The 16172-nt window shown below is 43.5% G+C and carries 10 protein-coding genes and 2 pseudogenes; 3 read left to right on the top strand and 9 right to left on the bottom strand.

Features of this window, described 5'->3' with window-relative positions; all coding sequences use genetic code 11:
* Window positions 1–874: 874 nt before the first annotated feature.
* From V7K60_RS05705 to V7K60_RS05680, 6 genes and pseudogenes are all read right to left on the bottom strand, one after another.
* Window positions 875–1069, bottom strand: coding sequence for an EAL domain-containing protein (locus V7K60_RS05705; RefSeq protein ID WP_334923665.1), 195 nt, complete (start codon window positions 1067–1069; stop codon window positions 875–877).
* Window positions 1053–1619, bottom strand: coding sequence for a GGDEF domain-containing protein (locus tag V7K60_RS05700; protein ID WP_334923663.1), 567 nt, complete (start codon window positions 1617–1619; stop codon window positions 1053–1055). The genes V7K60_RS05705 and V7K60_RS05700 overlap by 17 nt, the downstream gene beginning before the upstream one ends.
* 6 nt (window positions 1620–1625) lie before the next feature.
* Window positions 1626–2786, bottom strand: coding sequence for an 8-amino-7-oxononanoate synthase (gene bioF / locus V7K60_RS05695; protein WP_334923930.1), 1161 nt, complete (start codon window positions 2784–2786; stop codon window positions 1626–1628).
* Window positions 2787–2916: 130 nt separating this feature from the next.
* Window positions 2917–3549, bottom strand: a complete 633-nt coding sequence (gene ruvA, locus V7K60_RS05690; protein ID WP_265269913.1) for a Holliday junction branch migration protein RuvA — start codon at window positions 3547–3549, stop codon at window positions 2917–2919.
* Window positions 3549–4307: a sucrose-phosphate phosphatase gene (locus V7K60_RS05685; protein ID WP_334923661.1), complete on the bottom strand. Its 759-nt coding sequence runs from the start codon at window positions 4305–4307 to the stop codon at window positions 3549–3551. Before V7K60_RS05685 ends, ruvA begins: the two co-directional genes overlap by 1 nt.
* A 152-nt stretch (window positions 4308–4459) precedes the next feature.
* A pseudogene (locus V7K60_RS05680) lies at window positions 4460–4864 on the bottom strand (IS4 family transposase); the annotation flags it as partial.
* 217 nt (window positions 4865–5081) lie between these two features.
* On the opposite strand from V7K60_RS05680, the gene V7K60_RS05675 reads away from it, so the two are divergent.
* The 3 genes and pseudogenes from V7K60_RS05675 (at window position 5082) to V7K60_RS05665 (ending at window position 8792) form a co-directional block, all read left to right on the top strand.
* Window positions 5082–5588 (top strand): hypothetical protein, encoded by a 507-nt coding sequence (locus tag V7K60_RS05675; protein ID WP_334923659.1) that lies wholly within the window; start codon window positions 5082–5084, stop codon window positions 5586–5588.
* Window positions 5578–7350, top strand: coding sequence for a ShlB/FhaC/HecB family hemolysin secretion/activation protein (locus tag V7K60_RS05670; protein WP_334923658.1), 1773 nt, complete (start codon window positions 5578–5580; stop codon window positions 7348–7350). Before V7K60_RS05675 ends, V7K60_RS05670 begins: the two co-directional genes overlap by 11 nt.
* Before the next feature lie 737 nt (window positions 7351–8087).
* Window positions 8088–8792 (top strand): annotated as a pseudogene (locus V7K60_RS05665) (Uma2 family endonuclease).
* A gap of 21 nt (window positions 8793–8813) precedes the next feature.
* On the opposite strand, the gene V7K60_RS05660 reads toward V7K60_RS05665, so the two are convergent.
* Genes V7K60_RS05660 through V7K60_RS05650 form a run of 3 tightly spaced genes read right to left on the bottom strand, consistent with a single transcriptional unit; the run spans window position 8814 to window position 16110 of the window.
* Complete coding sequence (locus V7K60_RS05660; RefSeq protein WP_334923656.1) at window positions 8814–13379, bottom strand: PAS domain-containing protein; 4566 nt, start codon at window positions 13377–13379, stop codon at window positions 8814–8816.
* Between the two features lie 2 nt (window positions 13380–13381).
* A complete protein-coding gene (locus V7K60_RS05655; protein ID WP_334923654.1) occupies window positions 13382–13855 on the bottom strand; it encodes a response regulator in 474 nt (157 codons plus the stop codon).
* On the bottom strand, window positions 13852–16110 hold the full coding sequence (locus V7K60_RS05650) for an ATP-binding protein (RefSeq protein ID WP_334923652.1): 2259 nt from the start codon (window positions 16108–16110) through the stop codon (window positions 13852–13854). Before V7K60_RS05650 ends, V7K60_RS05655 begins: the two co-directional genes overlap by 4 nt.
* Between the last annotated feature and the right edge of the window lie 62 nt (window positions 16111–16172).

Genomic DNA, 16172 nt, shown 5'->3' with positions numbered 1-16172 from the left:
TCTAGATAGATTTTGCCTGAGTTATAAAAACATCTTTTGCTAGAGGTTAAGTTGTTATTTATCTGATATGCAAAGGAAAATTTTATCTCGAACCTTTAAAATAAATAACACTGTTTTGCTAATGTAAAACCCTAATTGAAGAAGAATTCAGCTATTCTGAATTTAGGAGCAAAGCCGGAGACGCTCCGCTTTCGATCAAAATCAAGACGCGACGCTCTCTACGAGACGCTGCACGAACGAATATTCGCTACTGCTCTGCTATCGCAGACTCGCTATCAGTCGCGGGTCTGAATCCTCGACTGAATTGTTGCACCACCAAATCTACGATTTAGTGGGGGTGCAAAAACGTCGATTATTCATCTGCTTTTTCGGTCAAAATACCCAACTGAATTCTGACTCCTGACTCCTGAATTCTATTCTATAAAGGTGCAATCTATCAAATTTCTAACAAAAATTAGGGAATAATATCTGGATAAAGATAGAGATAAATATAAAATCTTGACTGTAGTTGTAAAAGAATCTATATTATTATCCAAATTGGTGAAAATTACGAGTTAATTGTTTAGCTCCCTTCCTTTTAGTAAAATTTTTCGTTAATCGCTCATTACCTGTTAGACTATTCTTTATTTGGCAGCAATCGATATTGAAATTTAAGTGAATAAGTTAAATATTGATATTGCCAGGATATCTACTTAAGCATTAAGTACAATAATAACGCGATCGCCTCCTTATAATTTAGCTTCACCAAGAGCTTTTTCTGCTTTTTTAATTACCTGATGAGTTTGCCCTATTCCCCAGAGGATAAATACATAGTTTGACTTGCTATAAGTACTTCTGCTGTCTCATATCTTAGAGGTTTAGAGAACACATAACCTTAACCAAATTCGCATCCAAGTTCCTGTAACCATTGAAGTTGTTGTGGTGTTTCAATACCTTCTGCAATAACGGCTAATCCAAGTTGATTGCTTAAAGCAATAATAGTACTAACGACCTGATAATTACGGTTCCCTGCCTGCATCTGACTTACAAAGGAGCGATCAATTTTCAAATTATCAGCAGGTATCGGCATGTTGGAGTAAATCGGAGGCGTGAGAATAATCCTTTGTTACTAAGACAATACCGATGCTCGTACTGATAACCACTTCGGAATCATTAAGTATCAATGGTGTTTGAAAATCTTTGATAATCCGCTCAGTAATTTGAATAGCTTTTTCAATACCAGCAATATCTTCCAGCAGAATTACGAATTCGTCACCATCGATTCGAGCGACTAAATCAATCTCTCGTAGATGGGTTTTTAGCTTCTGAGCAATGCTTTTGAGTAGTTGATCTCCAGCTAAATGTCCTAAGCTATCATTGATCACTTTGAACCGATCTAGGTCGAGAAATAAGACGGCGTAACAATAGGTTTCTATTCGTTTGGCTCGGTTAATCGATAATTCTAGCCGTTCTACCAAAAGCGTCCGATTCGGTAAATCTGTCAACGGATCGTGCAAGGCGTTGTGAATAATCAGTTCTTGTGCCTGTTTGCGATCGTTGCTCAAACAAGTCTGGATAAATCTGTTAATTATGCCCAATGCCCAATGCCCAATGCCCAATGCCCAATGCTCAATGCCCAACTGTCGTCAGATGACATCCTTTAATACTGCTACCAATTTTTCAATATGTACTACTTCATGAGTTGCCATCACAGATATTCTGATCCGACTTGTGGGCACTGTGGGGGGACGAATTGCTGGGGCAAAAATGCCAGCATCTCTTAGCTGTTTTCCAGCTTTGAGGGCATCTGTGGCATTAAGCAATTGAAAACATAATATGGGTGATTCAGAAGGCAGTAATTTCAGGTTAGGTAACTGTTGTAGCAGAGTTTTCAAGTAATGTATATTCCCCCACAATTGGGCACGATGTTGTGGTTCTTGTTGCACGATCTTGATTGCTGCTAAGGCCGCGGCTGTATCAGCAGGTGAAAGCCCAGTGGTATAAATCCAACTGGGTGCGCGGTTCCGCAGAAAGTCAATTAGGGCGCTACTTCCTGCTACATACCCGCCTAAACTACCTAAAGCTTTACTCAAGGTGCCAACTTGAATTAACTGCTTTCCTGTACACCGAAAATGTTCGACACATCCAGCGCCAGTTTTTCCTAGTACCCCACTGGCATGAGCTTCATCGACTAGCAGCATACAGCTAAATTCATCAGCAAGATCCAAGAGTGCAGGCAACGGACATAAATCGCCATCCATGCTGAAGACGGTATCAGTAACAATCAAACAGCGTCGGTAATTTTGCCGCTGCTGGTTCAACTGAGTTTTTAATACTGCCATATTACAGTGTGGGTATTCCACAACTGCTGCACCGCTGAGAATCGCTCCATTTTTTAGACTGGAATGATTGTACTGGTCAGAGAATATTAAATCACGCTTGCCAACGAGGGCGGTAATTGCACCCAAATTGGCTAGATACCCGGAACTAAATACCAAGGAATCTTCTGTTTGTTTGGTAGATGCGATCGCAGATTCTAAATCTCTGTGTAATCCCCGATGTCCACTGAGTAATCTCGAACCAGTACTACCAGTCCCAAATTCGGCGACGGCTGCGATCGCCGCTGCCATCAAACGCTGATCTCCAGCCAATCCCAAATAGTCATTGCTGGCAAAATTAATTACCTCTTGCCCAGCTAAAACCACCGTTGCACCAGGACGACCATTGATAGGTTGTACTGAACGATACCAGTCCGCCCGATGAATTGTCGCTAAGGACTGTTCTAGCCAAGCATAAGGGTCAGTCATTGGGGATAGGGCATTGCGCATTAGGCATTGAGGAGTGGGGAGATGAGGGAGATGAGGGGGATGAAAAGGATGAAAAGAATGAGGGGGCAAAGAGAATAACCCATGCCCCATGCCCAATGACCAACGACAATTAAACTTGTTCGCTACTGAGATGAGCGATCGCTTGTTTAATCCAATCTTCGACATAAGCATCTTTGGGTAGTCCGATGTCTTCGCTGACCACATGCAGGGCGTGACTGACTTCATGGGCAGTATATCCCAAGGCGAAGAGGGTCATTTGCACCTCTTCGAGAATTCCCGGTGCTGGCCCACCTGTGGCGACGAAGAACCCGGCTGATTTACGCCACTCGACCAATTTGCTTTTCAGTTCCAAACAGATGCGTTCTGCGATTTTCTTACCGACACCTGGAGCCTGAATCAAGATTTGTGTATTGCCAGCGATAATTGCTTGGACTAAATCTGGTAGTTCCAGAGTATCCAAGAGTGCGATCGCTAAGGCTGCACCAATACCTGTGACAGTCAGCAAGTGTCGAAATAAATCGCGTTCGGCTGGGGAAGCAAAGCCATATAGAAAGGGCACTTCTTCACGAATTTGGAAATGGGTAAAAATTTGCGCCACTCCTCCCGACTCTGGTAATTGGTTTGCTAGCCGTTGGGGAACTTGCAAATCATACCCCAAGCCATTCACTTCCAGAGTCAGAATCACGCGATTAGCGCCAATTGTTTGGATACCAGCGACTATACCTTTTAGATAACTAATCATTACAAGAGACCAAAATAATTTAAGCCTTCAATAATTCCACCTGCACAAAAACCTTTTGCCAGGTAGCGATAGTCTGCGGGATACTCATTGTGCCATTGGAGTAACTCTTTGCGGGCATTCCCCACAATGATTCCCCGTTCATTGCCTACAGCAAATAAAGCAATATCATTACCCGAATCACCACAGACAACTGTTTGTTCTGCTGCAAATTTCCACTTCTGGCGTAAAAACTGCATTGCCTGACCTTTATCGCTGCTATGGGGTACAATGTCAAGGTCAATACCGCTACTGTAGATTAACTTTACATTTAATTTATTTTTCTGCAACTCTGCTTCAAGTTGTGATATCACTCTGACAGATGCTTCTTGTTCTAGGAAACAACTCACTTTGAAGGGACGCTGTTCTGAATCTGGTTGCCGAACTAACTCAGAATATTTTTTCGTAATAGATAATACAGTTTCCCGTTCCCATCCTGGAGAGAGGATTTCTGACCAATTTGAGTCTGGAGTATCAGTACCATCAAGGTAAATTTCTGTCCCCACAGATAGGACGAGGGCATCCGGTTGCAAAAGATTTTTTTGAGCTTGGAGTTCTTTGTAAAGTACAGGCGATCGCCCGGTAGAATAAACGATTTTAGTGCCGTATTCTTGGCGATGTCTCTCCAGCAGTTGATTTAGTTCTGGTAAAGCACTGTCATCACCGACAGTGCGATACACGAGGGTGTCATCTAAATCGGTTACAAAAAGAAATGGTTTCATGATTAAGACCTCTTGCAAAATTTCGTTATTCTACCGCGTGAAGGGACTTTTGCAAGAGATTTGTTTGCTAAAAACAAAATATGTCAGATATTCAATTCGAGATTAAGGATAGTTAGAATTATTGTCAGTAAAAGGTCAATACCTTTGCCAATTTACGAGGGTTCAAAGCCAGTAGAAACGGGATGGATACGACCTAAAGATGTAAGCTTGGCAAAAATATGAGTTAATAAAATAGGCTCAGGGATTTCTGAAAGCATTTTTAATATTTCATGCACATATCGAAAGCCACGATAGTGAGCCTTCAGGTCAATAATGCCAGAGTCAGGATTAAGGAGGCGAAAATCCGCCAGAAAATGATAGGATAAATTAACCATAAAAAAAGCCAGATTAGCAGCATTAGTCACGGCAGTTTGGCTCAGGTTCATAAAATATTCTAATCCCCAAAATTGCTTTGCATCTTGAAAAGTAAATTTGATTTGAAAGCGTAGTTTGTAATAGTCAATAATTTTTTCAAATGACAAGTTTAGGTCACTAGAAAATAGAATTACATGGCTATTTATTTGCAGTAATAGGCATTGTAACAGTGATAAGATGTCAGGCATGGGCTGTTTGTAGTTTTGAGTTGTCGTTGTCAGAGACAATAGCTCTACTACATCGGATCTTTTTCTTCATCCTCTTATTTTGGCGAAGGTATTGATTAAACGACACTTATTTAGTTGATCGTTACTATGCACTACTACCCACGGTCAAATTACTGATTAATTGAGGGGTGTTATGTCAGGAATAACTCAAAATTTGCAGTTTTGGTATAGTTCTCTGATTTTGACGGGTATGTTTATTGTTTCTTTGCAAGGGCGTGTTTTTGCTCAATCTCAATTTCCCTCGATTAGCGGGATTGACAACGATTTGATTGAAGACAATGGCTCTCCTAACTTGTTTTTTCTCAACCCGAATGAAATTATTTTTGGGCCGAGCTGCTACAGTCCAGGTTATGCTCAAAGCAAGTTTGTTATTCTCGGACGCGGCGGTTTACCATCCAATCCTAAAGATATTCTCAACCCTGATGCAATACAAATAGATTGGGTATCTCTTAAACCCAGCAACAAGAAGCGTTCCCTACTACCTGTCAGGATTAAACCAACTATTTATATTCCTAAACGTATTGTTGAGGCCACAGGAGTAACGCTAAATGCCTTTGGACAAATAGTTTTTAGTGCTAATCCAACCACTCTTACTCCTTATACTTCCACGCAAAAGCCTATGCAGTGTTATGGTAGCTAAAGTTACTCATACTTTTGCCATATCTTGTTTACTGATGTTGTTTAACAGCATCACAACTACACCTGGTAAGGCGCAGTTACCTCAAAACAATTCTCCCTCGCTTGGGTTACTTGGGCGAGTGCCGGATATTCAGCCACCAACCAAAACACAATCAACACCACCGTCTCCAGCACCGCAACTACCCCCTCCATCCCAATTACTCCAACCAGTTCAAGGGCTACCCACACTAGAGCAACCATTCCCTGAAATTCCCTACACTTTCACTGTTAAACAGTTTGAAGTCGTTGGTAGTACGGTTTTTAGCCAAAAAAAGTTGAATGAGGTACTTAAGGACTTTATCAACAAACCGATTACTTTTGCACAATTATTAGAAGCTCGTTCCAAAATTACCGAATTGTACAATCAAAAGGGATACATTACTTCTGAAGCTTATATTCCTGAACAAACTTTCACAGATGGTGTTGTCCGAATCCAGGTAATCGAAGGCAAATTAGAGGATATCCAAGTCACTGGTACTAGGCGACTTAACCCAAATTATATTCGCAGTCGTATAGCTAATGGTGCATCCACCCCTTTGAATCAAAAACGCCTATTACAGTCCCTGCAACTATTGCAGCTTAATCCTTTAATTAAAAGCTTGTCTGCGGAACTGTTTGCTGGCTCACGAACCGATACTAGTTTACTAGCCATCAAGGTAACTGAGGCAGATACATTCAATACAAAAATAGTACTGGACAATCGTCCTCCCCCTGATTCTGGTAGCTTTCGTCGCCAACTGCAAGTTAAGGAATCCAATTTACTGGGAATTGGAGATAGTATATCGTTAACATACAGCAATACTGATGGCAGTAATGCTATAGATGCCAGTTACAGCTTACCCCTCAATCCCCACAATGGCACTCTCACCTTCCGCTATGGCAATAGACCAGCCAATTTTATTGAACGTCCTTTTGATATCCTAGATATTGAATCAACTTCCCAACGTTACGAACTCACATTCCGCCAGCCACTACTCCAAACTCCTAACCAAGAATTCGCTCTTGGATTGACAGGCAGCTATCGCGAAAGTGAAGCAACGCTGCTGGGAGGCGAGATTCCCTTCCCATCACCAGGAGATGATGCACAAGGACGCACCAGAGTATCTGCCCTGCGATTCTTCCAAGAATGGATTTCCCGTAATAGCCAAGAAGTAATTGCCGCTCGTTCTCAATTTAGTTTAGGAATTGATGCATTCAATGTCACAATCAATGATACCGGTCCTGATAGCCGTTTTTTCGCTTGGCGAGGCCAAGCACAATGGGTACGCCTATTAGCTCCTGATACCGTACTTTTGATTCGTGGCGATGTGCAACTAGCTTCCACAACACTTTTAGCTTCAGAAAAATTTCGTTTAGGTGGTGTAAATAGTGTTCGGCGATTCCGTCAAGATTTGTTGGTGGGAGATAATGGCGCTCTTGCTTCTGCTGAATTACGACTACCAATTTTACGTGTGCGTTCCTGGAAGGGAGTTCTACAAGTGACTCCTTTTGTTGATGTTGGTACTGCTTGGAGTAATTCGTCCAATAGAGATGAAAATAATATTATTAACATTAACATTAACACTAACACTCTAGCTGCTGTTGGTTTGGGTTTGCGGTGGTTACAAGGTAATAATTTTACTGCTGCTGTTGAGTGGGGTATTCCTTTAGTTTCTGTTGATACTTCACATAATACATGGCAAGAAAATGGTTTGTATTTTTTTGTACAATATAATTTATTTTAATTTCAAAAGTTAAAATTTAGGCTAATAACCCAAGCGCGTTAGAGGAAGAAAAGCCGCCTGTGGTAGCATCGGATATCGATGATACATAGAGCCAAGCGTTGAAGCCTCGTAAATTGGCAACGGGATTGAAAGGTTATAGGCATTTTCATTAATAAAAAAGCCCCTTCTTTTCTCACAGGATAGAAACTTGGGGGTAAATCAAGTGATAATCAGCTATGTTGCAGAAAGAGCAATCGCTAATATGCAGTCTTTATCTCGTTGAGTCAAGCCTCATCAAACCAGCTTTTTAGGACTTGTGTGTACACCGTAGCTTCTTAAAATATCTGTTATATTTCAGGAAATAAATAGATTTATAAGTTCATTACAATGATTGCTGCAAATGCTTAAACGTTTCTTATACATGGAAGAGCATTTGTTGCAAAGCATTAAGCATTTGCAAGAACTAATTATACATTTGCTGCAAATGCTTAAACGTTTCTTATACATGGAAGAGCATTTGTTGCAAAGTATTAAGCGTTTGCAACAACTAATTATACATTTACTGCAAATACTTAAGCGTTTCTTATATATGGAAGAACATTAGCTGCAAACGCTCAATTTTTGACAACTAATGTTTAAATTTGAGCAATGTCGAAAAAGACTTAGCACCGAAAAACAATGTAGAGACTTAGTACTACGTCTCTTTGGCTTAATGCACTACGATACAATCAATTTAACCACCTCTACAGCCTGCGCTCGTGGTCAACACCTCTCCACAACATTCGACTCCAACTGATTCTACCTCCGACATTCCGTCTCCTGAGAGTGGCGATCGCCTGACTCGTCCAGAGTTTGAGCGTCGCTATAATGCCATGTCCAACTTCAAGAAAGCTGAATTGATTGAAGGAGTCGTTTACGTGGCATCACCTTTGCGCTTTGAATCACACGCCGAACCGCATGGTAATTTAATGATTTGGCTGGGAAATTATAAAGTAGCCACGCCTGGTGTCAGACTGGGCGATAATCCAACTGTGCGGCTAGATTTAGATAATGAACCCCAACCTGATGCCATTTTGTTAATTGATGCAGCGTGTGGCGGGTCGTCTCATCTGGGTACTGCTGGATACGTGGAAGGTGCGCCAGAATTAGTAGCAGAAGTTGCCACTAGCAGTACGAGCAAAGATTTGTATGATAAAAAACGTGCCTATCGTCGCAATGGCATTCAGGAATATATTGTTTGGCAGGTTTTTGATCGCACTGTTAGTTGGTTCAGCTTGCAAAATGGTGAATACGTAGCACTAATACCAAATGCGTCAGGCATAATTCAAAGTCAAGTGTTTCCAGGATTGTGGCTTGATGTATAAGCATTAGTTGCGGTAAATATGCAACAAGTTTTAGCAGTGTTGCAGAAAGGACTAAGTTCAGCAGAACATCAGATGTTTATTCAGCAGATAAATATTTAAAAAGGGTTAAACCAAATCATTTTAAGGAATAGTATAATTTAGTTTAGTCTGCGCCAGTGCCACCACAGCTTGAACTAACTCTTCTGGATCGAGGGGTTTAGTAACGTGCCGTTGATAGCCACTGCTTATCGCTCGTTGGTAATCATCAACTCTGGCATAAGCAGTCAAAGCGATCGCGGGAATCTCTCCTCCTTTTTCGGGCGTTAAACTGCGGATTTGTTGAATCAGAGAATAACCATCGACTTCAGGCATCCCAATATCACTGACTAAGACATCGGGTTGAAAGGATTCTAGGTTTGCCAATACTTCCGTCGCAGAGGTAACAGTTAAGACTTGCGCTCCGTATTCAGCAAGCAATACTGTTAATAGTTCACGAGCATCGGGGTCATCATCAACTGTGAGGACTCTAATCCCCGTGAGTTCGAATGCTTGTTGTGGCAATTCATCTGGCTGCTTGATTTCCAGTTCAACATTCAGTAGTGGCAACTGGACTGTAAAGGTGGCTCCCAAGCCTTCACCAGGACTATCAGCCGTGATGGTGCCGCCGTGAGCCTCAACCAACTGCCGGACGATCGCCAACCCCAATCCTAATCCCCCATACTTGCGAGTAATTGAGACATCTTCTTGACGGAATGATTCAAAAATATACGGGAGAAAGTCAGAGTTAATGCCTTTGCCAGTGTCACTGACGATAATCTGTGCCTGATCGTTAACTCGCTCTAGTCGGGTTTCTACTCGTCCTCCCTTGGGGGTAAACTTGATAGCATTAGAAAGTAAATTCCAAACGATCTGTTGAAGGCGGTTGGAATCTCCAGAGACTTGCCCAATATTCGGCAGTACTGAATGCAACACAATTGATTTGGAAAGGGCTGCTGTATTTACTGTGTCGATCGCAGATTCAATCACAAATGCCAAATTCACAGGAGCCGCATCTATGCTAAGTTTGCCGCGCAGAATCTTGGCTACATCGAGTAAGTCATCAATCAGTTGAGTTTGCAGTTTGGCGTTGCGTTCAATGGTGGCTAAAGCTTCAGCTGTTTTAGTTTCACTAAATTTGCGGGTTTGCAGCAGTTTTGTCCAGCCGAGAATCGGGTTGAGAGGCGATCGCAATTCATGGGAGAGAATGGCCAGAAACTCATCTTTGATGCGATTAGCGCGTTCGGCTTCGGCTCTGGCTGCTTGCTCCAATTTTAACAAGCGATCGCGTTCGATTTCAGCTTGTTTGCGATCGGTGATATCCTGGACATTGCCCACCATCCGTACCGCATTACCCGCTCCATCATAGAAAACCTGACCTCTAGACGCTAACCAGCGAATGCCATTAGGATGTAGGACACGGTAATCAGCTTCATAATACTCTTGCTGTTGCTGGATGGTATGACTCACTGTTTCATTGGCTGAGGTGCGATCGTCTGGGTGCAGGAGGCTTAACCACTGTTCATAGCTGACTTCCTCTATTGTTGGGTCAAGCCCAAACAGATTGTAGTACTCTTCAGATACATGAATACTGTTGCGGGTAATGTCCCAGTCCCATAATCCCGATCGCGTAGCTTTGTACGCCAATTTCAACCGGGCTTCGCTCTCCTGCAAAAGGAGTTCTATCTTTTTGCGTTCGGTGATGTCTCGCGAAATCAACAAGACTTTTTCCAGCTGCCCAAAGGCATCCAGCATCGGGCTAACAACCACTTCCCACCATTTCGGAGTGCCTTTTGCGGTTGGGCAGTATCCGCGAAAAATCCTGACTTCACCTACTTTAGCGGCAGCGAGTGCCTGCTCTGCCTGTTGCCGATGGCTGCCTTCCCAGAAACTAAGCCATTCAGTATTGAGATAGGGATTTAAGTCGTCAATTTCCATCAAATACAGCCCGCCTGTATTCATGTACAGGAGCCGCCCATCAAGACTTAATACCTTGATGCAGTCAGAACTGCTGTCTAAAATACAGTTTTTAAATTCTTCACTCTGGCGCAGGGCTTCTTCAGTTTGTTGGCGAACGGTGATATCTCGCCAGGTGGCAACAAATCCGTCTCCAAATTTAGCCACGCGGATATCAAACGCTCTAACTAGGCGTTGTTCTCCGTAATCATCCTCATAAACTAGGCTGTCTTTAATGAGCGGCTGTCCTGTTTCTACTACCTGGCAGTACTCATCAAACAATCCACTGTTACGATGCCCTGGTAGTAATTCACACAACCTCCGTCCAATCTGCTGCTCATAAGTCATTTGATTGTTGAAACAAGCCGCATTATTGACATATTCAGTCAAAAAATCGACAATCTCTCCCTGCTCATTCCGCACAGCACGGTATACCCCAAAACAATCCAGCATATTTTCAACCGACGTGCGGAAGCGTTCTTCGCTCTCTCGCAGAGCAAGTTCTACCTGTTTGCGCAAGCGAAGCTCGTCGTAGACATCGCTGATATCATGATGGATGCCTGCCATGCGGAGTGGATTGCCTTGTTGATCGCGCAAAACTACTTTTCCATAGTTAGCAATCCATTTCCACTCCCCAGACTTGGTTAACATCCGGTATTCAAATTTGTAAGATACCGAGTCGTCCTGAAGATGAGCATTCAACCGTTCCATTACCCAAACTTTATCGTCAGGATGAATCAGTCGCTCCCAACTGCTAAAGTTCCCAGGTAATTCTCCTTGCTCATATCCCAGCATTTCCAGCCATCGTGAACTTAAATAATCTTCATTGGTAACAATGTTCCAATCCCATAGACCGCTACCAGAACCTTCCAGCGCCATTTGCAGGCGTTCTTCACTGTCTCGCATGGCTCGCTCTGCCTGCTTGCGTAAGCGAAGCTCGTCGTAGACATCGCTGATGTCTTCGGCAATACCTGCAAACCAATAAATCTCTCCTGTTTCATCTCGAAGTGGAAAGCAGCGATCTCTTACCCAGCGAATACTACCATCGGGTAAAATAATCCGATATTCCTGATCAAATTTACCTGCGACAGCTTTTTCCTGAAACGCTCTCTCAGTCGATTCTCGATCCTCTGGGTGGATACGAGTAATCCATGCTTGTTGTCCTTGATACAATTCCTGTGGGTTCAATCCCCACAGGCGTTGGTAGGCGGGACTGACATAGCTGACTCGGTTTTCAGGCACTTCTCTGATCCAGAATACCGCATCAATGTTTTCTGCAAGCTGCCGGAAACGTTCTTCACTATCGCGCAGAGTTTCAGCTGACTGTTTGCCTTCGGTAATATCTAGATCGATACCCGCCATCTGAATTGGTTGTCCGTGTTGGTCGTAGAACACCTTGCCCTGGCTCAGTGCCCACCGAATTGTACCGTTGGGATATACTACCCGAAATTCAATGTTATAGTCTTCTTTGGTGGCAACAGCACGATCTACGGCTGCTAGTACACGATCGCGATCGTCAAGGTGCAACCGCGCGGCAAACATCTCGAATGAACCGTCAAATTCTCCTGGTTGCATTCCAAATAAGGCTTCCAGGTTATCTGACCAGGAAATTTTTCCCGTTTGGATGTTCCAGTTCCAGGTTCCCATACCAGAAGCTGAGAGTGCCAATTGCAACCGTTCTTCGTTCTGGTGCAATTTTGCTTCTACTTGTTGGCGTTCCCTTAGTTCATGCTGTGCCTGCTGATACAGTTCTGCCTGTCGCAACGCGATACTTAGCTGAATTGCCAGGTCTTTGAGCAAGTCAATCTCTAAGGGTTGCCACACGCGAGGGGATGCACAATGATGAACAATTAGCAATCCCCAAAATTGGTTGTCTTGCAGAATTGGCACGACCAGATTAGCTTTCACTTGAAACTGAGCCAACAATTCAACGTGGCATGGGTCAATATTGCTATTCTGAATATCAGATATCGCGGTTACACAACCCTGACGATAACGTTCGATATAATTCTTGACAAAAGCGGGATCATAGCTGAGAGTTTGCGGCCGATTCCATGCAAGGTAGTTCTTTGCGAGGCAGGGATCATGGATCGTCGAAAAGAGCAGCGATCGCCATTCTGCCCCAACCGATTCTGCTACTACTGTCCCATTCCCATCAGGTTTTAACTGAAAAACCAAAATGCGATCGGTGTGCAGAAATTCTCGCACTTCGGTTACAGTTGTCTGAAGAATTTCATCTAGATTTAGCGATTGGTGAATTTTCTGGGTAATATGTGAGACTACGCGCTCTCGTTCAATACGCTGTTGCAGTTGGGTGCGTAACTGCATTGTTTCAATTGCCCCATTGACTGATATTTGCAGCCCTTCTGGGGTAATTTGCTCTTTGACAAGATAATCTTGTGCGCCCGCTTTCATCGCCTTAATTGCGATCGCTTCATTGCCCTGCCCCGTGATGACAATCACAGGTAAGCACGGCTGTTGGTTCAGGGGTTGCAATTGAGCGATAAATTCCAGTCCGTCCAGATCGGGCAGTCGATAATCAACCAACACAACATCGGGCTGATACTGCTGCCAAAGTTCTAGTCCTTGCCGCCCCAAGGTTGCTTCCAAAAATGTATAGGAATACTCACGATCGCGCAGCAAACACCGCCGATAGAGTTCTCGATCTTCTGGCGAATCATCGACAATTAAGACAATGCGCGATCTCTGACTCATAACTAATCCTTCGGGGAATCGGGCAGTGTCGTCACTTCAAACCAATACTCTACCAGCATCTGAATATCTCGTTTCAGTTGAGCGAAATTGATTGGTTTAACGATGTAGCTGTTGACTCCATATCGATAGCATACTTCAATATCTTTGGGATTATTAGAGGTAGTAAACACTACGACTGGAATCATGTTTAAGTTGTCATCCTGTTTAATCCGGCGCAATACTTCTCGTCCATCGGTTCCGGGCAGGTTCAAGTCAAGCATAATCAAGCCGGGGCGGGGCGCACTTTTGCGATCAATATAGTTGCCAGTCCGATAAAGAAACGCCAACGCTTGTTCTCCATCTATACACCGTTGAATGGGAACCACAATGCTAGAGCGTTTTAGAAATCGTTGCAGTACCTCAAAATCTTCGTTGCTGTCTTCCACAATTAAAAGCAATGGCGTTTGCTTGACAGGAGAAGCTGAGAAGCTAGTCATGTGTTAGCCTCCGCTGACAGGGTGAAATAAAACGTACTGCCAAGAGTTGGGGTAGATTCCACCCAGATTCTACCACCATGCCGTTCCACGATTTTGCGAGCAATGGTTAACCCTACCCCAGTCCCACCGCCAAAGTCATCCCGTCCATGTAAGCGGCGGAATATCTGAAAGATTTTGTCAAGATGTTTTTCGGGGATGCCAATGCCGTTATCACGAACGTAGAAAGTTACAGAAGTAGAAGCAACTTTTGTTTCCCCATTTCCTTCGATGAAACCAATTTCGACCCACTTTTGGGGTTTATCATTGTACTTAATAGCGTTGCTAATCAGGTTGGTGAAGAGTTCAATGATCTGAGCGCGATCGCATTGAACGCTCTTAAAGGGTTGAAGAATGCGAAACTCGACTTCGCTTTGTGGTCGGGTAATGGTCAAGGTGGTGATTACCTGCTGCACTAACTGATTCAGATTCACTGGTTGTCGGATCAGTTCGGCGCGTCCCAACCGGGAGAAATAGAGGAGCGAATTGATCAAGTCTTCCATTCGCTGCGTCAACCGCACTAAGGTTTGGAGTTTTGCAACCCCATCGTTATTCAGTACCTCTGCATAGTCCTCCATTAAGAAGTTAGCATAGTTGTGAATGCCCCGCAGCGGTTCCTTCAGGTCATGGGAGGCAACGTAGGCGAAGGAATCGAGTTCTTCGTTACTCCGTTGTAATTCAAAATTCATCAATGCCAGTTTGTCTGCCTGCCGCAACACAATACCCACAACCAGGCTTCGCAGTTCAGCAACCGCTTCAACTTCGCAAGGTTTCCAAGGTAAGGCACACCCTTGCATCGTTTCTTGCCATAATTCAAAGGATTTGCGAGGAGACATTCTTAAACTGCCATTTGACAAAACTTCCACAGGCTTGTTGGGGTTGCCGCCCCAATTCACTGTTTGAATTACCTCTGGACGAAACCAAATAATATAATTGTGATGAACTCTAGAAATTTCTAGGACTAAAACACCACTGGCGATCGCTTTAAATGACTCGGCAGCAGGATAATTTTTCGTGAGCGATCGCGTCTCAAACAAGTTATGATGCAGTTGAGGTTTAATCCAATCAAGTAAGGCTTGAACCTCTGACTCCGATGGCGTTTTACCCACTTGAATATACTGGTCGCCACTACATATTACCGCTCCTGTGGCGCTGACCAGATTCAGTAATTGAGATTTCAGTTGTACCATGCCATCCAGGAAATACTCAGCCTGAGACAACCCTTCCACAAATTGAGTTTGTAATGACTTTAATTGACTTTTGTAATCAATATCTTCACTCGCTTCTTTATTTGCCAGTTCCACAGACATCACCTGTCCAATGAACTCGCAGATGGTACGGATATTGTAAGAAATATATTTGGGTGACGAATGGTGACAGGCAATCAATCCCCAAAGCTTTTGCTCGTGCATCAGAGAAATAGACATGGAGGCGGTCACACCCATATTTTGCAGGTACTCTAGATGTAATGGAGAAACACTCCGCAACACCGAGAGACTGAGATCGAGCGGTTGATTTGTTAAAGGATTGTTTGCTGGAATTAAGGTAACAGGCTGGTAGCTGGCATCTGGAATCAGCCGCAGCCAGTTGAGGGTGTATAGCTGTCTGGCTTGCTTGGGAATGTCAGAGGCCGGATAGTGTAAATCCAAATAGGGCGTTTTTTGATTGGTGTCTTCAGCAATGACGCTGCCTGCTCCTTCTTGATCGAATCGATAGACCATGACGCGATCAAAGCCAGTGATTCTCCGAACTTCTGTTACCACAATCTGGCACATTTTTAGCAGCGTTGCTGCTTTCTGAATACAGGTAATGGTTCCTCTTACCTGTTGATAGAAGTCAAAAAAGCCTGTTTTGTCCTTCGCTTTTTTCGGCTCTAATTCCAGAATAATAATAGTATCTAAATGATGTACAATGCCATCAAAATAAATTAATTTATTCAGAGATTTGATAGATAAATTGAGGGGATTGACGCTCTCAAAATCCTCTGCGAGACATTGTTGAATCAGCTGAATATGCTTGGCATCGAGTAAATCTGACAGCGGCTTGCCCAGCAATTCATCAGGTTGACGGCCAACGACTTCCTGAGTGTTGCTGCTCACCTGAAGGATTTCCAGGGTGGGATCTTGCAAAACCAGTAAAATCCCGTGAGGCTGGATCAAACTTGGAATGTGGATCGGTTCGCGATCGCAGTTTGTCAAATCAATGATCTCATCAGTCATTCTCTATTTATCCAACTCCTCATCAGAACTCCGGCTTAAAAAAGGCAGAAACTCTTTAAATC

Source organism: Nostoc sp., assembly GCF_036917555.1.
Taxonomy (GTDB): Bacteria; Cyanobacteriota; Cyanobacteriia; order Cyanobacteriales; family Nostocaceae; genus Nostoc.
This window is presented reverse-complemented; position numbering and strand designations above follow the sequence as displayed.

Coding starts and splice junctions, on each gene's coding strand:
- V7K60_RS05705 (WP_334923665.1), bottom strand. CDS start 1,069: ATGCCGATACCTGCTGATAATTTGAAAATTGATCGCTCCTTTGTAAGT.
- V7K60_RS05655 (WP_334923654.1), bottom strand. CDS start 13,855: ATGACTAGCTTCTCAGCTTCTCCTGTCAAGCAAACGCCATTGCTTTTA.
- V7K60_RS05650 (WP_334923652.1), bottom strand. CDS start 16,110: ATGACTGATGAGATCATTGATTTGACAAACTGCGATCGCGAACCGATC.
- V7K60_RS05685 (WP_334923661.1), bottom strand. CDS start 4,307: ATGAAACCATTTCTTTTTGTAACCGATTTAGATGACACCCTCGTGTAT.
- V7K60_RS05660 (WP_334923656.1), bottom strand. CDS start 13,379: ATGAGTCAGAGATCGCGCATTGTCTTAATTGTCGATGATTCGCCAGAA.
- ruvA (WP_265269913.1), bottom strand. CDS start 3,549: ATGATTAGTTATCTAAAAGGTATAGTCGCTGGTATCCAAACAATTGGC.
- V7K60_RS05670 (WP_334923658.1), top strand. CDS start 5,578: ATGGTAGCTAAAGTTACTCATACTTTTGCCATATCTTGTTTACTGATG.
- bioF (WP_334923930.1), bottom strand. CDS start 2,786: ATGACTGACCCTTATGCTTGGCTAGAACAGTCCTTAGCGACAATTCAT.
- V7K60_RS05675 (WP_334923659.1), top strand. CDS start 5,082: ATGTCAGGAATAACTCAAAATTTGCAGTTTTGGTATAGTTCTCTGATT.